The organism is Corynebacterium sp. LK31, from assembly GCF_014335015.1.
Lineage (GTDB): Bacteria > Actinomycetota > Actinomycetes > Mycobacteriales > Mycobacteriaceae > Corynebacterium > Corynebacterium jeikeium_D.
Genome location: NZ_PDGW01000011.1, coordinates 453,842 through 470,564, shown reverse-complemented (window position 1 = coordinate 470,564; position 16,723 = coordinate 453,842). Strand labels below are relative to the sequence as shown.

Genomic DNA, 16,723 nt, shown 5'->3' with positions numbered 1-16,723 from the left:
TGAAACATGTCCCTGGGCGTCGCCGGCAAGAAAAGAGTTTCCTTATGCCAAAAGTGAGTAACCAGGATTTAGCTCAACGGCGGCACGAAATTCTCGACGGCGCTCGGCAGTGCTTTGCAGAATTCGGCTACGACGGCGCAACGGTCTCTCGTCTGGAGTCCGCTACCGGTAAGTCTCGCGGTGCTATTTTCCATCACTTCGGATCCAAAGAAGGTCTGTTCTTAGCATTGGCCGAAGAAGATGCCGCAAATATGGCGGAAGTCGCGGAGGCTTCCGGCTTAGTGGAAGTAATGCGTGACATCGTGGCGAACCCAGACAAGCATGGCTGGCTGGGAACTCGCCTTGAGATTGCCCGTCGCCTTCGCAGCGATCCGGAGTTTAAGGGCCAATGGTTGGGCCATCAGGATCAATTGGATGACGCTGTTGCCCACCGATTGACCCAGACATCCTCATCCGGCTCCCTACGGTCGGATTATTCGGTTCGCACGATGCAGCTTTTTCTCGAGCTGATGCTCGATGGCATCATCGTTCGTCTGGCATCTGGTCGCACTGTCGACGAATTGGATTCCGTGCTTGATTTAGTTGAAGACAGCTTACGGCGCAAGGACTAGCCACTCAGGCTAGGCCTGATAGCGTTACGTACCACCCGCTCCCCTAATACGGGAGCGGGTTTCGGCTTTCTGCCGTGCATTTACCCCGTTTGACCGGTGAAGATGCATAGATTTCACTCAATATGGACTAAGCTGTCTATTTATGAGTGTGGGTAAGTTTTTGTTGGTGGCGCTCCGCCCCGCAGATGGTGCGGGGCAAGCCGAGTACCAGGACTTTCTGGATTCCACCGGGCTTGAGCCCAGCCAGTTGGATCTGTTTACCATCGACGCTGTCGGCGCTAAGTTGCCCGACCTGACCTCCTATGACGGCGTATTTGTCGGAGGCAGCCCATTTAACATCACCGACCTTGAGCATTCGGGTTTGCAGAAGTATTCGCACGATGTGCTTTACGACGTACTTAGGAGTCCTGTCCCCGCACTGCTTATCTGCTACGGCGCTAGCTACACAGCCTTTACTTCGGGTGGTTTGGTTAACCTGCGCCACGGCGAAGTAGCGGGTTCTACCCGGGTAGAGCTCACCGAAGCCGCCACTCAAGATCCAATAGCTTCGGTGTTGCCTCCGGTTTTTTATGCGTTGACTGGCCACAAGGAATCCGTTGCGGAACTTCCCAATCACGCAACTTTGCTTGCCACAGGTCCAACCTGTCCGGTGCAGATGTACTCGATCGGATCGAATAACTGGGTTACCCAATTTCATCCGGAGATGAATGCTAACGGACTGCTCCGCAGAATGTCTTTCTACACCGACGTCGGTTACTTTGACCCGTTGGAAGTCGACGCGATTCGACTAAAGGTATCTGATGTGGACCTCCAGGCCGTCTCGTCAATCATCCCCCGATTTATGCACGTATGTACGCATGCAGCCAATCCGAGCCTGCTAGTGGTGCAGTAGTCTCCGTCCCCCTCTAGCTCCCTTTTTCACGAAATTTGTTCCCGCAAATGTCTACCTCCGCCAAGCCCTTCCTCTTGCTTTCCACACGCGGCGAAGATGCCGCAGCTCACGCTGAACATCTCTCATTTGCCAGGAGGTGTGCATTGGCGCCGGCAAAGTTGCATCAAATTCGCCTGGAACAGTCTCGTCCGGGGAATCTGAATCTAGATAACTACTCGGGCGTAATCGTTGGCAGAGGACCCTTTAACGCCTCTGATGACGATAAGAGCTATCTACAGAAGGAAGTCGAGACCTGGTTCGAGGATTTGTTGGCAGAAGTGCTCGAACGAGACTTCCCCTTCTTCGGAGCTTGTTATGGCGTCGGCCTGCTCGGTACTGCTGGCCATGGCCGTGTCTCCCGCAAGCACGGGGAGCAGGCAGCTGTAATCGAAGTAGCTGCAACTCCAGATGGCGAATCAGATCCAATTCTTGATGGTTTACCGGCCCACTTTCACGCCATCGTCGGCCACAAGGAGGCCATCGAAGAACTGCCTGGCGACGCTACGTTGTTGGCAACTGGTAAGGACTGCCCCGTACAGATGTTTCGGTTGGGCCGCAATGCATATGCGACGCAGTTTCACCCGGAATTAGATGCCAACACATTTGCCCAGCGTCTCCAGATTTACGCAAATGAGGGCTACTATTTACCAGGAACAGATCTTAAAGCGGTGTCGGCCGCGCGACAGTTGGATGTTGCTCGAAGTGGGCGTATTCTTCAGAATTTCGCTCGGCTCCATACCGCATGTAGAGACTAATTAGTTTTATCTAGTGGCAATAAGCAAAAGGAATGTGATTGTCGCATGGAGAGGTGGAATCCCGATTCGGCACTTGCCGGACAGTCACCATCAATTGAAATGTCTGTGCTGCGATCCGGCGCGATTATTATTGCCGTCACCGGCTTTTTGTGGCAGGTTGAATCGGCTGTTCGTTCTGTCCCCTTTGAAAACTTTCTGAGCCACTGGTTCCCTTTTGCATCACTGCTCATATTCATTCTCAGCGATATGTTGCTGATTTGGGCTGTGATTAATAATACGCGGCGAGGCCTTATTACCGCACTGCGTGTGCCGATGTACATCATGTTGGTTTTCCTGATGTTGGTTTCAACCTATTGGGATCTCCCTCATAACCTCGTTGGAAATGCGCTCTGGTATAGCCCATTTTCAGGTTTAGCCCTCGCTGCATTTGCTCTGACAGTGCCACTCCACATCAGTTTGTCCGTGATGGTATTTGTTCCCGGACTTATTGCGGTCATTAATTCGTGGTTGCTGGGACACACTTTTTGGCTCGACATGTTGTCGGATGTTGGTTTCAATCTCATCAACACTTTTCCATTTGTGATTATTGCAGGCTCTGCACAACCCGTCGCAAGGCTTATTGACTTCACCTACGAGAACTCTCGGAAGGTCAATGAGAGAGCGGAGCGTATGCGTGTCCGCGGCGAGGCGATGAGCAGCTTCAACGCCTATGTCCATGACTATGTATTGGCCGCACTGTCTGCAATCGGTAAGGGCTCTAAGATTGACTTCTCGCTAGACGAGCAGACTGGGCTGTTTTTCTCGCCTCGGCAAACAGTAAGCGGTAGAACTTTTGCTGAGGCTGTACGGGCGCAATTGATGTCGGTGAGCCCCGACATTTCGGTAACGCTAGACACCAGCGAAGAAGGCGGTCCAGTTCGGCTGCCAGGAGAAGTTGCTAACACGTTCCTATTAGCCGCAACCGAGGTGGCAAATAATGCCAAGCGTCACGCAGGTGCCGCAGCGGAAAAGAAATGCCACATTCGTGTTGCCTCGGGAGAGGTGTCCATTGATTTTCGTGACGATGGCACCGGGTTCGACCCCGAGGGAATTGACCCGCATCGTGCAGGTATCCGGTTGAGCGTTAAAGGGCGAATGGAGGCCCTTCGCGGTGGAGATGCTCTCGTTAATTCAAAGCCTGGGAAAGGTACTCAGGTTATTCTCAAATGGCACGGTAATACCTCTCCTGTGGAAGAGGAAGATGTAGTCGATTCCTCCGCTCACACGACATCGCTGTATGACCTCATGGGAATGTCAATTGTTTTTTCCTGGCAGTTCTACGGCGCGATCGTCGGCGTGTTGTTCATGGTTCTAGTCAGTAATGGACAATTATTTACCGCGGCCGGGCAAATCAGTCTGGCATTAGCGATCGGCCTTCTCGGGCTGATTATGTATGGCCGCCATTCACAATTGCCGTTAGCCCGTGCAATCGTAACTGGTGTCGCGATCGTTGTATTAGCTGTGGTGGGGCTCTACCAGCCCATTCCAAATAATTTGGAATGGTCGTATTTCTGGCACTTTAGCTTAATTTCTTTTGCATCTGCATTGCTCGCCATCCGCGGCCGCCCCTGGGTTGCGCTGAATTCAGTGCTCGGTGGCGCGATCATGGTGGAGCTTCTCAAGTTCTTCCCCTTTGCCCCCTCGGATACGACCCACATCAGTATCTCTGGAGTTGACCTGTTAGTTCGCTCCGTGATGTTGGTCGCGGGAATTTTGACGTCCATCATGGTCCGCTTTTTTATGCGCACCGTTCCGCAGTCTATTCAGGATTATAATCGTGCGCTGTACGCTGCCGGGGCCGCCAAAGAGTACGAAATTAGCAGCCAGAGTAACTACGAATGGCTGCAGCGCCGGGTCGGCCCCATTTTTAGCGCCGCTGCAGTTTTGGAAGAACCGACCCCGCGACTGCAGTTGCGTGCGCGGCTTACAGAGCAGCTTCTCCGAGACGTCCTACGTTCGCCGCATCTAAATGTTGGGTCCCTTCACCAAGCTGTTTGGGACGCCCGCGCAAGAGGTGTTCATGTCCGGCTCCTCGATGACCGCAATCACACGCAGGCCGTTTCCGATAGCACCGATGTGCGCCGTATTCCGCTTGTCGACGACGATTCCGCGGTGGCCAAGTTGATGCCGAACTTCCTCGAAGCAATCGATAACGCCGAAGAAGGATCGGTAACAATTCGCCTATTGCCCCCGGGCAGACGTGCATTTGCATCTATTTCTGATGACAATGGAGTGCAAAGGTTTGATGAAGCCGGTGAGAGGATAGTGATGTCACGTGACTAGGGAGAATATTGCGGGAATGAGCAATGCTTCCATCGACGTCTCGGCTGCAATTGACTCCGACAACATCGGAGATTACAGCGTGCAGTCGGATCGTTTGCTTCGCGTTGCTGCGATTGATGATCATGCCTTGACTCTGCAGGGGCTCGAAACCCTGCTTTCTGCAGAGCCAGACTTTGAGCTCGTCGGCTGTTATCAAACTGTGCCGGAGCTACTGGCCGATGTGGGCACCGATGACCGCCTGGATGTGGTCGTGCTGGATCTACGGCTGGCGGATAATTCAGATCCAGCGCAGAACGTTCTGTCGCTGGAATTGGTTACCGATCACGTGCTCATCCTCTCGTCAGCTGAAAGCCCATACCTTGTCCGAAAGGCAGTGCGTACCGGAGTGATGGGGGTTGTGCAAAAATCGGAAACCCCGGAGACAATCGTGTCTGCAGTACGGCTGGCGGCACTTGGCAAGGGTGCGCTGACTACAGAATGGGCATCGGTAGTTGACTCTGATCCCCTGCTCGACTCTGTCGATTTGTCAGAACGCCAGCGTGAGGTACTGGAGCTGTACGCCTCCGGTGAGTCGACGAAGCGAGTCGCGTCGATGACAGGGCTGACACCGAACACCGTGTTGGACTACTTGGGCCGTATTCGAGCCAAGTATGCGGCAGCTGGCCGGGCCGAGAACAGCCTTAACAAGTCGGAGATGTATAGGCTCGCGCAGCAGGACGGTTACCTGCCAGGGCCAATGGATCCGTCTTAAGCCAGCTCGACGATTTCCATGTAGTCGTCGCTCCAGAGGTCTTCGGTGCCGTCGGGAAGCACGATGACGCGCTCGGGCTCTAGCGCCTTGACCGCACCTGGATCGTGGGTAACCAGAACGACGGCCCCGGTGTAAGTGCGAAGTGCATCGAGAACCTGTTCGCGGGACTGCGGGTCGAGGTTGTTAGTGGGCTCGTCGAGAAGCAGGACGTTTGCGCGGGAGCTAACCAGCGTCGCCAGCGCCAGACGCGTCTTCTCACCACCGGAGAGGGTTCCCGCTGGCTGCTGCAGCTTGTCGCCGGAGAACATAAAGGCACCGAGCAGGCTCCGCAGCTCCGGCTCGTTGACGTCAGGGCAGGCGTAGACGGTGTTTTCCCAGACAGTCTTGTCCGGATCAATCGTGTCGTGCTCCTGGGCGAAGTAGCCGATGCGCAGGCCGTGGCCGGAGACAATGCCGCCTTCGCCATCGGTGCGCTCCACACCGGCGAGTAGCTTCAGCAGCGTCGTCTTACCAGCACCATTGAAGCCGAGGACAACCACGCGGGAACCCTTGTCAATCGCAAGATCAACACCGGCGAAGACCTCCAACGAGCCATACATCTTGGTCAGTCCCGTGGCGTTGAGCGGAGTCTTGCCACAGGGCGCCGGCTCGGGGAAGGAAATGTGGGCGACCTTATCCTCGACGCGGACTTCGTCGAGACTGTCCATCATGCGCTCAGCACGAGCCACCATCTGCTTGGCCGCACGGGCCTTCGTCGCCTTCGCGCCTAGCTTCTCGGCCTGCTTGCGCAGTGCGCTGGCTTTCTTCTCCGCGTTAGCGAACTCACGGCGACGTCGAGCCTCATCGGTCGCGCGTGCCGACAGGTAGTTCTTCCAGCCCATGTTGTACACATCAGCTTCGGCGCGCACCGCATCGAGGAACCAGACTTTGTTACACACGGCCTCGAGCAGCTCGACATCGTGCGAAATCATAATCAAGCCGCCCTCATGCTTACTGAGGAATTCGCGCAGCCAGGTAATCGAATCCGCATCGAGGTGGTTCGTCGGTTCGTCGAGAAGCAGCGTCGTGGCGGACTTGCCCGAGCCTTCGGTAGCGGCGAAGAGAATCTGCGCAAGCTCGACGCGGCGGCGCTGACCACCCGAAAGCGTCTTCAGCGGCTGGTCGAGTACGCGCTCCGGCAACCCCAGCGCGTCGCAAATGCGGGCTGCCTCGGCGTTCGCCTCGTAGCCGCCGAGGTCGTGGTAGCGCTCCTCGAGACGCGAAAACTTCCGAATCGCCGCATCGCGTTTCGTGTCAGTGGTCGCGGTCTCCATGATCTCCTGTTGGCGATCCATGCTGCGGCGGATTTGGTCAAGACCTCGCGCCGACAGCACACGGTCGCGGGCGGAGATGTCGATGTTGCCCTCGCGCGAGTCCTGTGGCAGGTAACCAATCGAGCCAGAGCGCACTACTGAACCGCCATAGGGTTCAGTTTCACCGGAGAGAATACGCATAGTCGTCGTTTTGCCAGCACCATTTCGCCCGACGAGTCCAATCCGGTCTCCCGGCTGGACGCGCAGCTGCTCACCCGGCGCAGTGAGCAGGGTACGGGCGCCGACTCGGACTTCAAGGTCATGGGTCACAATCACGAACGAGTAGCCTACCAGTTATGACTTCATTTCCCGTGACCGCCTCCGTCGTCGGCCTCGGGCCCGCCGGAAGAATCGCCGCCCACCGTGCATCCGCTCGCGGCTGGGATGTCACCGCTTATGACCCAGCCGGTGGCACACTGCCCTCGACGATTGGTCTCTGGTGCGACCAACTCCCCGACTGGTTGCCCAGCGACTTCCTTGCCGCCACCTTTCAACCCAGCGTCATTCTTGCCGACGGCACCGAACGTCAGCTCGCCCGCAACTACGGCGTTGTTAACAAGGACTGCCTGCAAAAACTGGGCGGTTTCCACATCGAACGCCGCGCGCTCACCGATTCCGAAACCACGGGTACTGACATCACAATTGTCACCACCGGGCGCACGCACGCCGCAGTCGGGCGAGGTGGGCAGGTACGGCAGCTCGCCATCGGGCACATCTTTTCGCTTGACGACGTCCCCAGCGCCCACCGCCGCGCAGTTTTCATGGACTTCACTCCGGCTGAACCGGTTGACCCAGCGACAGAGCCGGCTAGTTTCTCCTATCGCATTTTCTTGGATGACAGGACCTTCCTCATTGAAGAGACCATTCTCGCTACTCCGACTCCTATGGTTGACGGGTATCGTGGCGAAGCCGGTGCGCCAGTCGGCAGCGGCGGTGAGGCCGATGACTCCGTACTTCTAGCGCTGTTGCGTAGACGCCAAAGTGCACGGTTGAAGTCCCTGGGGCTTTCGGAAGATCTGGCCATCGACGAAGAAGTGGTGTCCTTTCCCCTACTGGCAAACCTTCCCTCTCGCCGCGGTGACGTGACGCACAGTGGACCATCCATGGGCACTCTCTTCGGCTTTGCTGGTGGTTGGATGCATCCTGCCACTGGTTACTCGGTGGGTTCGGTTATCGAAGATGTCGACCGCTTCTTGGCCGATATGGAAAAGAAGGGAAGCCGGACGCTGGGGACGTCGTTAAGCATGCGATTGCAGCGATGGCTACGCGAACGTGGGCTCGCGGCGTTGCTGGGGTTCGATGCACGACAGACGGGTGCGTTTTTCCGGGCGTTCTTTTCGTTGCCGGAGAAGGACGTTTTTGCCTATTTGATAGGGACATCCCCACTGACGACGCTTCGCGCTATGGCGAAAGTGGCCGTGCCTTTGCTGAAAATGAGTCCGCGTACGTGCGGAAAGCTCATCGCTGGGTTTGTGCGGGGACCTGGGAGATGGAGAACTCGTTGACCGGGAGCATATACATCAGCCGATTTGTGGGGTGATACCAACAATTAAAGCGGTGTGGTTTTTGCATTCACCGGAGTACAAACGCTTATGATAAATGAATGACTTCGACGCAATCTGAGGAGACTTCCTCACAAAACCATAAGCTTCAGCGCAGGCTGAGAGCTCGCCACCTGAACATGATTGCCATTGGTGGTGCCATTGGTACGGGCCTGTTTGTTGCCTCCGGTGCGACCATTTCGCAGGCCGGTCCAGGCGGTGCGCTTATCGCTTACGCTCTTATCGGCATCATGGTGTGGCTGGTTATGCAGTCTCTCGGCGAGATGGCCGCTTACCTGCCGGTGCCCGGTTCCTTCCAGGAGTACGGTCGCCGATACGTCTCAGAATCCTTCGGCTTTGCCATGGGCTGGAACTACTGGTTTAACTGGGCGATTACTGTGGCCGCAGAGCTCGTCGCTGCTGCGCTGGTGATGCGCTATTGGTTCCCGGATGTGCCTTCAATCATCTGGTCCGCGCTCTTCCTCGCGATTCTATTCGGGCTGAATGCCCTGTCCGCACGTGCATTCGGCGAGGGTGAGTTTTGGTTTGCGACCATCAAAGTCATTACCGTCATCGTCTTCCTCGTTCTTGGTGTCGGCATGATTTTCGGCATCTTGGGTGGGTCCTCTCCCGGCTTCGAAAACTGGACCACGGGCGACGCCCCATTCGTCAATGGCGGAATGGGACTGTTGGCTGTCTTCGTCGTAGCCGGATACTCCTTCCAGGGCACCGAGATGGTTGGTGTAGCAGCAGGTGAGGCTGAAGATCCTGAGCGTACGATTCCCCGCGCGATTCGCACTATCTTCTGGCGTATCCTGCTGTTCTACATCGGTGCCATCGCGGTTATTGGTTTCCTTATTGCGTACACGGACCCGAATCTTCTGAACGCCGCCGAGGACAACATTTCCATTTCACCGTTCACCCTGGTCTTTGAACGCGCAGGTATCGCGATTGCCGCTGGCCTGATGAACGCTGTCATTCTGACTTCGGTGTTGTCCGCGGGTAACTCCGGTATGTATGTGTCCACTCGTATGCTGTTTTCCCTGGCCCGTCAGGGACACGCTCCGCGTTACTTTGGCAAGCTTTCTGGGCATGGCGTTCCGCTGCGCGCTCTGATTGCCACCGCTGTCATCGGTATGGCTGGCTTCATTACCTCATTGGTAGGCGATGGTGTGGCGTACACCTTCTTGCTGACGCTGTCTGCGCTCGCGGGCTTTATCACCTGGTTTGGTATCTCTTTCAGCCACTACCGCTTCCGCAAGTGTCTGAAAGCCCAAAATATCCCGTTGGATTCGCTTCCCTACAAGGCGAACTTTTTCCCCGCCGGTGCTGTGCTGGCACTGATTATGTGCTTCTTTGTGGTGGCAGGACAGGCACTTGATCCGATCCGTACTGGCGAAAATATCTTTGCTATCCTCACTCCGTACCTGGGTATTCCGGTCTTCGTCCTGCTGTGGTTCATCCATAAGAAGGCCACGGGCTCCAAGCTCGTTGACCCGGCCACCGCAGACATGAGTCGCGAATAGCTGCGAAGGGCTGTGAATAGATGCGAGTAGCTATGCATCTCGCATCTAACTCTCACAACTTGGATTAGCAGTCGAAGACAATAGCGACCCCGCTTGGCACTTTTCAGTGCCAGGTGGGGTCGTTTTTAACTCCGAGTCGGACAGCTTGAAAAAATTGCGGGGATGCTCGTGTGAATACGGGCTGCAGATGTGAAACTGTGCAAGTTTATGACGCTTTCAGGCCATTTTTTGAGCCATTTTTGACATAAATGCAGTCAGTAACTCGCATCGCCCTACCGATCCCGGCCATAAACGCAGTCAGCAACTCATAAACAAACGAAAAAGTGCCTAGCTGAACGAGCCAGGAGCTCGTCGCCAAGCACTTTTAACGTAGCGGTTCTCTAATCACCGCTGTCACTGATCATCTAGACCGAGAAGCCGAGAGCGCGCATCTGCTCGCGGCCGTCCTCAGTGATCATGTGTGGGCCCCATGCCGGAGACCAGACCCAGTTGAGGCGGAAGTCGCGGATACCCTCGACCTTCATAACCTCGGAGGCAGTCTGGTCGGTGAGCATATCGGTCAGCGGGCAGGCCGGGGACGTGAGTGTCATGAAGATAGCGGCAATGTCGCCTTCTTCAATCCAGATGTCATATACCAGGCCCAGGTCCACGACGTTGACTCCGAGTTCCGGATCAACAACCTCGTACATTGCCTCTTCAACCTGGATGGCCAGCTTGTTATCGGCTTCGGTCTGCTCCGGTGCCGGCGGGACGGTGATGGACTCGTACGCATCCCCCTCATCAATGGGAGCACCAGTAGTCATGGTGTCCTCGTCGACAGCATCAGGCTGTGCGGGCGAGGTGGCGTCATTAGCGATTGGTTCAGTCATGGCGATGGCCTTCCTCGTCATTGGTAACGGTTACAGTCGCGGTACCAACGCCGTTGCCTTCAGCAGCGTTGGCCAGGGCCTCAGCGGTTGCGGCCTGGAAAGCTTTCCATCCGAGAAGTGCGCACTTCACGCGGGCGGGGTACTTAGAAACTCCAGCGAAGGCAATCCCATCGCCGATAATGTCCTCATCGCCCTCAATCTTGCCTCGGGAGGTGACCATCTTCTCGAACTCGGCAAGCTTGGCCATGGCCTCGTCGACAGTCTTGCCGACAATCTCCTCAGCCATAACTGAGGTAGAGGCTTGCGAGATAGAACAGCCCACGGCGTCATAGGAGACGTCATTGACGACGGTGAGGTCGTCGTTCAGAGTGACGCGAAGCGTGAGTTCATCGCCACACGACGGGTTGACGTGATGCACTTCCGTATTGAAAGGCTCCCGCAAACCCGCATGCTGCGGATGCTTGTAGTGATCCAGGATAACTTCCTGGTACATCTGCTCGAGCTTCATGTCCTTCTCCTTTCTTAAAGTTACGGGGTGACACCGAAGAACTTCTGTGCATGGCGCACTGCGTCGGCAAGCGCCTGAACGTCCTCTTCCGTGTTGTAGATGTAGAAGGATGCCCGGGCGGTCGACTGGGCGTTGAGGATTTGGTGAATTGGCCACGCGCAATGGTGACCGACGCGGATGCACACGCCCTGGTCGTCTAAAACCTGGCCAAGATCGTGCGGGTGAATGCCCTCGACCTTGAAGGAGACTGCAGAGCCACGCTGTTCTGGAGTAGTCGGACCGATGATGGTCACGCCATCAATTTCCTGCAGCTTCTCCAGTGCGAGCGCGGTCAGGTGGTGCTCATGAGCAGCTACCTTATCCATACCGATGGCATCCAGGTACTTCACCGCAGCCCCCAGGCCGACGACCTGGGAGGTCATCATGGTACCCGCCTCGAAGCGCTGCGGAGGCGCCGCGAAGGTGGTCTTCTCCATGGTGACGACCTCAATCATCGAGCCACCAGTGAGGAACGGCGGCAGTGCCTCGAGCAGTTCCCGGCGACCGTAGAGCGCGCCGACCCCGTTGGGGCCGAGCATCTTGTGGCCGGAGAACGCCAGGAAGTCCACATCGAGCTCCTTGACGTCGACAGGCATATGCGGCACCGACTGGCAGGCATCGAGGACTACCAGCGCTCCGACCTCGCGAGCACGGCGCACCATTTCCTTCACATCGGTTACTGCACCGGTGACGTTTGACTGATGGGTAAAGGCCACAACTTTGGTCTTCTCGCTGAGCTCCAGCGAGTCCATATCAATGCGGCCGTCTTCAGTCACGCCATACCAACGCAGTGTCGCACCAGTGCGGCGAGCCAGCTCCTGCCACGGCACCAAGTTCGCGTGATGCTCCAGCTCAGTGACGACAATCTCGTCACCCTCGCCGACCTGGTACTGACCTGCGCGGTCGTCGCCAAGCACGAATGCCACTGTGTTCAACGCTTCGGTGGCGTTCTTGGTGAAGACCAGCTCGTCATAGTCGGCGCCGATGAAGCCTGCAATGGCTTCGCGGGCATCTTCGTAGGCGTCCGTGGCCTCCTCAGCAATCTCGTAGGCACCGCGGTGCACCGGTGCATTGTGGTGGGTTAGGAACTCCACCTCAGCATCGATGACTTGCTTGGGGCGCTGCGAGGTCGCTCCGGAATCCAGGTAGACCAGCCGCTTTCCGTCACGGACAGTGCGCGACAGAATCGGAAAGTCCTCGCGGAGTGATGGGCTGAGTAGTTCGGCGTTAGGCATTGATGTACTTCTCGTAGCCGTGCTCTTCCAGCTCGTCTGCAAGCTCCGGGCCACCGGAGGTGATGAAGCGACCATCGTGGAAGACGTGGACGAAGTCCGGCTTCACGTAGTTCAGGATGCGCTGGTAGTGAGTAATGATCAGAATGCCGCCGTCGTTTTCGTCCTGGTAGCGGTTAATGCCGTCAGAGACAACGCGCAGAGCGTCGACGTCCAGGCCGGAGTCGGTCTCGTCCAGGATGGCGAACTTCGGCTTCAGCAGGTCGAGCTGCAGAATCTCGTGACGCTTCTTCTCGCCACCGGAGAAGCCCTCGTTGACGGAGCGCTCGGAGAACGACGAATCGATCTCCAGGTCAGCCATTGCCTCACGGACCTCCTTGACCCAGTGGCGCAGCTTCGGAGCCTCGCCGCGGACAGCGGTTGCTGCAGAGCGCAGGAAGTTGGACATGGACACGCCGGTGACCTCGACCGGGTACTGCATTGCCAGGAAGAGCCCAGCGCGAGCGCGCTCGTCGACGCTCATCTCCAGCACGTTTTCGCCGTCGAGGAGAATCTCGCCCTCGGTGACTTCGTAACGCGGGTGACCTGCGATGGTGTAGCTCAGGGTGGATTTACCAGAGCCGTTCGGCCCCATCACAGCGTGGGTTTCGCCGGAGTTGATCGTCAGGTTGACGCCCTTCAAAATCTCCTTGGGCTCGGCGGACTCATCGGTCGGCAGCACCTGCGCGTGGAGGTTACGGATTTCCAAAGTGCTCATAGTGAAATCTTTTCCTTTAATCGGTGTAAGTGGCCTGTCCCCCGGCACTTCCGGGTTGACAGGACGGAAAGGGTGAGAAAGAAGATAAGCGGTTAGAAGCCAGCGGTGTTGAGCTCTTCGTCAACGAGCTTTTCAAGCTTCTCGCGAACGGACTCGACCGGAATCAGGTTGATGACCTCGCTGAAGAAGCCGCGAACCACCAGACGGCGAGCGGCCAGCTCCGGAATACCGCGCGAGAGCAGGTAGAAGAGCTGTTCCTCGTCGAAGCGGCCAACGGTGGCAGCGTGCCCAGCACCGGCAATCTCACCGGTTTCAATTTCCAGGTTCGGAACTGCGTCGGCACGCGCGCCTTCGGTGAGCAGCAGGTTGCGGTTGAGCTCGTAGGTGTCGGTGCCCGTCGCTTCTGCACGAATGAGCACGTCTCCCACCCACGCGGTGCGGGCCTCACGATGAGCGACATTCGGCTCGCCCTGCAGCGCGCCCTTGTACATCACGTTGGAGCGGCAGTTCGGCACAGCGTGGTCGACCAGCATGCGGTTTTCAAAGTACTGACCGGCATCAGCGAAGTACACGCCCAGCAGATCGACGTCGCCGCCGGGTGCCGTGAAAGCAACGCGCGGAACGATACGGACAACCTCGCCGCCAAACGTTGCGACAGTGTGGCGCAGCGTAGCATCGCGGCCGACACGAACGTGGTGCGCAGAGCCATGAACGGCATCTTCGTTCCAGTTCACCATGGTCACGACGCCCAGCTTGGCGCCGTCGCCGATTACGAACTCGATGTTGTCCGCGAACGTGCCACTGCCTCGGTAGTTAATGACGCAGACGGCCTCGGCATGGGACTGCACGTCAATGACAATGTGGCCGTAGGACACCTTGTCCTCGCCCGGACCATCGATGTCGATGACGACAGGCTCCTTGGACACCGAGTTCTTCGCGAAGGTCACGATGTGCGCATCGTCGAAGTTGGAGTACGCCTGTGCTGCCACGCGGTCCGTTGGGGCGCCGGCGCGACCAAGGCGCTCGTCGTCACGCTTGACGACGTCCACAGCGACGCCATCCTGACCAGCAGTCTCGACCGAAATTGAGGCTGCAACCGGCTCTGCTGCGGTGCCGTTGTGGAGACCGCGGAGCTTACGCAGCGGCGTGAACTTCCACTCTTCATCCTTGCCATGCGGCACGGCGAAGTCCTCCACGTTGAAGGATGTGAAAACGTCGCCCTTGTTCGCCAGCACGCGGCGGCTATGAGCAGCCTGGTTTTCGTTGTTAATCGTCGTAGTCATTGGTATTAACCGACCGAACCTTCCATCTGCAGTTCAATGAGGCGGTTGAGCTCGAGGGCGTATTCCATCGGGAGCTCCTTGGCGATGGGCTCGACAAAGCCGCGCACGACCATGGCCATTGCATCTTCTTCCTCGATGCCGCGGCTCATCAGGTAGAAAAGCTGATCGTCAGAGACCTTGGAAACCGTTGCCTCGTGGCCGAGGGTGACGTCGTCCTCTCGGACATCCACGTATGGGTACGTGTCCGAACGTGAAATCGTGTCCACCAGGAGTGCGTCACACTCGACGTTGGAGTGCGAGTGCTTGGCACCCTTGTTGACCTGCACCAGACCGCGGTAGGCAGCGCGTCCACCGTTGCGGGCCACGGACTTGGACACGATGTTGGAGCTCGTGTGCGGAGCCATGTGCACCATCTTGGCGCCGGTGTCCTGGAACTGGCCCTCGCCAGCCATAGCCACGGACAGCACCTCGCCCTTGGCATGCGGACCGGTCATCCACACTGCCGGGTACTTCATGGTGACCTTGGAACCGATGTTGCCGTCAATCCACTCCATGGTTGCGCCCTCTTCGCACTTGGTGCGCTTGGTAACCAGGTTGTAGACGTTGTTCGACCAGTTCTGGATCGTGGTGTAGCGGCAGCGGCCACCCTTCTTCACGATGATCTCCACAACAGCCGAGTGCAGCGAGTCGGACTTGTAAATCGGAGCGGTACAGCCCTCGACGTAGTGCACGTAGGCATCTTCGTCGACAATAATGAGCGTGCGCTCGAACTGTCCCATGTTTTCCGTGTTGATACGGAAGTATGCCTGCAGCGGGATGTCCACGTGGACGCCCTTCGGCACGTAAATGAAGGAGCCGCCGGACCAGACTGCGGTGTTAAGAGCGGAGAACTTGTTGTCACCGGACGGAATGACGGTGCCGAAGTACTCCTTAAACAGCTCCGGGTGCTCCTTGAGAGCGGTGTCGGTGTCCAGGAAGATAACGCCCTGGGCCTCCAGATCCTCGCGAATCTGGTGGTAGACAACCTCAGACTCGTACTGAGCGGCGACACCTGCGACCAGGCGCTGCTTCTCAGCCTCCGGAATGCCGAGCTTGTCGTAGGTGTTCTTAATATCCTCCGGCAGGTCTTCCCAGGTCTGGGCCTGCTTCTCGGTGGAGCGAACGAAGTACTTAATGTTGTCGAAGTCGATGCCCGACAAATCCGCGCCCCAGGTGGGCAGCGGCTTGCGGTCGAAGATTTCCAAAGCCTTCAAGCGACGTTCAAGCATCCACTCCGGCTCGTTCTTCTTAGCCGAAATATCGCGAACGACCGCTTCAGACAGGCCACGCTTCGCGGAAGCGCCAGCGGTATCCGGGTCGTGCCAACCGAACTGGTAGGCACCAATGGACTCGATAATCTCTTCGTCAGTCTGCGGAGTGGCAGCCTTCGTGGATTCAGCCACGTCGGTGGAGTTCTCATGGGCGAGGGTCATTCTCCGCTCCTTTCTTGTGGCGATTCAGTAAGTGTCTTTGTTACGGGAGTGAGTGGGATATTCGTAGTGCAGATACCGTTTCCATCAGCGATAGTCGCCAACGGTTGGGTGTGCTGACCTAATAATTTACTAACGGCTTCATGCTCCGCCGCGCAGAGCTCCGGAAACTCGGAGGCTACGTGGCTAATTGGGCAATGGTGCTGGCAAATTTGCACGCCGCCAGTGTTCTGGTTGATAGTTGCCGCGTACCCGGCCCGTCGGAAAGCATCGACGACGGCCTCTACGACCTCTTCCTTCTCTGCGTCCTGCCCCACTGGGGTGACGCCGAGCAGAATGTCATCAATGCGCTGACGGGCAAACTGGGCAACTGCCTGCTCACCACCGGCCTTGCGCAGTGCGGTCAGAGCTGCACTGGCAAGATCGTCGTAAGCGTGCCCGAATCTAGCGCGGCCCCGATCTGTCAGGCGATAGGACTTTGCTGGCCTGCCTCGGCCCCGGGGGCCGGTGCTGGGTGCCGGAGCGGTTTCGGCAAGACCTTCGTCCACCAGAATGTCAATATGACGGCGGACGCCTGCAGCGGATAGTCCCAGGGTGTCTGCGATAAAAGTCGCGGACGCCGGGTTGTGTTCCAGAAGCAATTGGAGAATGCGCTTGCGCGTATCACCATCATTGACTGTCGGCTTCCGATCTGCCATGACTGGTGAGTCACCTCCTGCGATTGGACTGCTGGATAATAATGGGTGTCTAGGTGGCTCAGCGAGGCAAGTATCCCAC

General features: G+C 57.3%; 15 protein-coding genes. 7 read left to right on the top strand and 8 right to left on the bottom strand.

Annotated features, from left to right (window positions below; genetic code table 11):
• Positions 1–44 precede the first annotated feature (44 nt).
• From CRD18_RS04390 to CRD18_RS04370, 5 genes are all read left to right on the top strand, one after another.
• Positions 45–611, top strand: coding sequence for a TetR/AcrR family transcriptional regulator (locus CRD18_RS04390; protein WP_016422763.1), 567 nt, complete (start codon positions 45–47; stop codon positions 609–611).
• A 142-nt stretch (positions 612–753) separates the two neighbouring features.
• Entirely contained in the window at positions 754–1,503 is a 750-nt protein-coding gene (locus tag CRD18_RS04385) for a hypothetical protein (RefSeq protein WP_016422762.1), read from the top strand.
• 47 nt (positions 1,504–1,550) lie between these two features.
• The gene (locus CRD18_RS04380) at positions 1,551–2,297 is read left to right on the top strand and encodes a glutamine amidotransferase (RefSeq protein WP_083324612.1); all 747 of its coding nucleotides are present in this window, start codon (positions 1,551–1,553) and stop codon (positions 2,295–2,297) included.
• A 45-nt stretch (positions 2,298–2,342) separates the two neighbouring features.
• Positions 2,343–4,619: a sensor histidine kinase gene (locus CRD18_RS04375; protein ID WP_016422760.1), complete on the top strand. Its 2,277-nt coding sequence runs from the start codon at positions 2,343–2,345 to the stop codon at positions 4,617–4,619.
• Positions 4,612–5,370 (top strand): response regulator transcription factor, encoded by a 759-nt coding sequence (locus CRD18_RS04370; RefSeq protein ID WP_224433497.1) that lies wholly within the window; start codon positions 4,612–4,614, stop codon positions 5,368–5,370. The genes CRD18_RS04375 and CRD18_RS04370 overlap by 8 nt, the downstream gene beginning before the upstream one ends.
• On the opposite strand, the gene CRD18_RS04365 is transcribed toward CRD18_RS04370, so the two are convergent.
• Entirely contained in the window at positions 5,367–6,998 is a 1,632-nt protein-coding gene (locus CRD18_RS04365) for an ABC-F family ATP-binding cassette domain-containing protein (protein WP_038625400.1), read from the bottom strand. The two genes, CRD18_RS04370 and CRD18_RS04365, sit on opposite strands and share 4 nt — an antisense overlap.
• A 20-nt stretch (positions 6,999–7,018) precedes the next feature.
• On the opposite strand from CRD18_RS04365, the gene CRD18_RS04360 reads away from it, so the two are divergent.
• Positions 7,019–8,227, top strand: coding sequence for a lycopene cyclase family protein (locus tag CRD18_RS04360; RefSeq protein WP_070827712.1), 1,209 nt, complete (start codon positions 7,019–7,021; stop codon positions 8,225–8,227).
• A 98-nt stretch (positions 8,228–8,325) separates the two neighbouring features.
• The gene (locus CRD18_RS04355; RefSeq protein WP_187406522.1) at positions 8,326–9,789 is read left to right on the top strand and encodes an amino acid permease; all 1,464 of its coding nucleotides are present in this window, start codon (positions 8,326–8,328) and stop codon (positions 9,787–9,789) included.
• A 404-nt stretch (positions 9,790–10,193) separates the two neighbouring features.
• On the opposite strand, the gene CRD18_RS04350 is transcribed toward CRD18_RS04355, so the two are convergent.
• From CRD18_RS04350 to CRD18_RS04320, 7 genes are all read right to left on the bottom strand, one after another.
• On the bottom strand, positions 10,194–10,658 hold the full coding sequence (locus CRD18_RS04350; protein ID WP_016422755.1) for a metal-sulfur cluster assembly factor: 465 nt from the start codon (positions 10,656–10,658) through the stop codon (positions 10,194–10,196).
• Positions 10,651–11,166: a Fe-S cluster assembly sulfur transfer protein SufU gene (gene sufU, locus CRD18_RS04345; RefSeq protein ID WP_016422754.1), complete on the bottom strand. Its 516-nt coding sequence runs from the start codon at positions 11,164–11,166 to the stop codon at positions 10,651–10,653. The genes CRD18_RS04350 and sufU overlap by 8 nt, the downstream gene beginning before the upstream one ends.
• 20 nt (positions 11,167–11,186) lie before the next feature.
• Entirely contained in the window at positions 11,187–12,440 is a 1,254-nt protein-coding gene (locus CRD18_RS04340; RefSeq protein WP_016422753.1) for a cysteine desulfurase, read from the bottom strand.
• Positions 12,433–13,194, bottom strand: a complete 762-nt coding sequence (gene sufC, locus CRD18_RS04335) for a Fe-S cluster assembly ATPase SufC (protein WP_016422752.1) — start codon at positions 13,192–13,194, stop codon at positions 12,433–12,435. The genes CRD18_RS04340 and sufC overlap by 8 nt, the downstream gene beginning before the upstream one ends.
• A gap of 92 nt (positions 13,195–13,286) precedes the next feature.
• Positions 13,287–14,477 (bottom strand): Fe-S cluster assembly protein SufD, encoded by a 1,191-nt coding sequence (sufD, locus tag CRD18_RS04330; RefSeq protein WP_070567116.1) that lies wholly within the window; start codon positions 14,475–14,477, stop codon positions 13,287–13,289.
• A gap of 5 nt (positions 14,478–14,482) precedes the next feature.
• A complete protein-coding gene (gene sufB / locus CRD18_RS04325; RefSeq protein WP_016422750.1) occupies positions 14,483–15,949 on the bottom strand; it encodes a Fe-S cluster assembly protein SufB in 1,467 nt (488 codons plus the stop codon).
• Complete coding sequence (locus CRD18_RS04320) at positions 15,946–16,644, bottom strand: metalloregulator ArsR/SmtB family transcription factor (RefSeq protein ID WP_048734176.1); 699 nt, start codon at positions 16,642–16,644, stop codon at positions 15,946–15,948. Before CRD18_RS04320 ends, sufB begins: the two co-directional genes overlap by 4 nt.
• Positions 16,645–16,723: the final 79 nt, after the last annotated feature.

What these genes read in the sequence shown, in the direction of transcription:
- CRD18_RS04390 (WP_016422763.1), top strand. Translation starts at nt 45, where the DNA reads ATGCCAAAAGTGAGTAACCAGGATTTAGCTCAACGGCGGCACGAAATT.
- CRD18_RS04385 (WP_016422762.1), top strand. Translation starts at nt 754, where the DNA reads ATGAGTGTGGGTAAGTTTTTGTTGGTGGCGCTCCGCCCCGCAGATGGT.
- CRD18_RS04380 (WP_083324612.1), top strand. Translation starts at nt 1,551, where the DNA reads ATGTCTACCTCCGCCAAGCCCTTCCTCTTGCTTTCCACACGCGGCGAA.
- CRD18_RS04375 (WP_016422760.1), top strand. Translation starts at nt 2,343, where the DNA reads ATGGAGAGGTGGAATCCCGATTCGGCACTTGCCGGACAGTCACCATCA.
- CRD18_RS04360 (WP_070827712.1), top strand. Translation starts at nt 7,019, where the DNA reads ATGACTTCATTTCCCGTGACCGCCTCCGTCGTCGGCCTCGGGCCCGCC.
- CRD18_RS04355 (WP_187406522.1), top strand. Translation starts at nt 8,326, where the DNA reads ATGACTTCGACGCAATCTGAGGAGACTTCCTCACAAAACCATAAGCTT.
- CRD18_RS04350 (WP_016422755.1), bottom strand. Translation starts at nt 10,658, where the DNA reads ATGACTGAACCAATCGCTAATGACGCCACCTCGCCCGCACAGCCTGAT.
- sufU (WP_016422754.1), bottom strand. Translation starts at nt 11,166, where the DNA reads ATGAAGCTCGAGCAGATGTACCAGGAAGTTATCCTGGATCACTACAAG.
- CRD18_RS04340 (WP_016422753.1), bottom strand. Translation starts at nt 12,440, where the DNA reads ATGCCTAACGCCGAACTACTCAGCCCATCACTCCGCGAGGACTTTCCG.
- sufC (WP_016422752.1), bottom strand. Translation starts at nt 13,194, where the DNA reads ATGAGCACTTTGGAAATCCGTAACCTCCACGCGCAGGTGCTGCCGACC.
- sufD (WP_070567116.1), bottom strand. Translation starts at nt 14,477, where the DNA reads ATGACTACGACGATTAACAACGAAAACCAGGCTGCTCATAGCCGCCGC.
- sufB (WP_016422750.1), bottom strand. Translation starts at nt 15,949, where the DNA reads ATGACCCTCGCCCATGAGAACTCCACCGACGTGGCTGAATCCACGAAG.
- CRD18_RS04320 (WP_048734176.1), bottom strand. Translation starts at nt 16,644, where the DNA reads ATGGCAGATCGGAAGCCGACAGTCAATGATGGTGATACGCGCAAGCGC.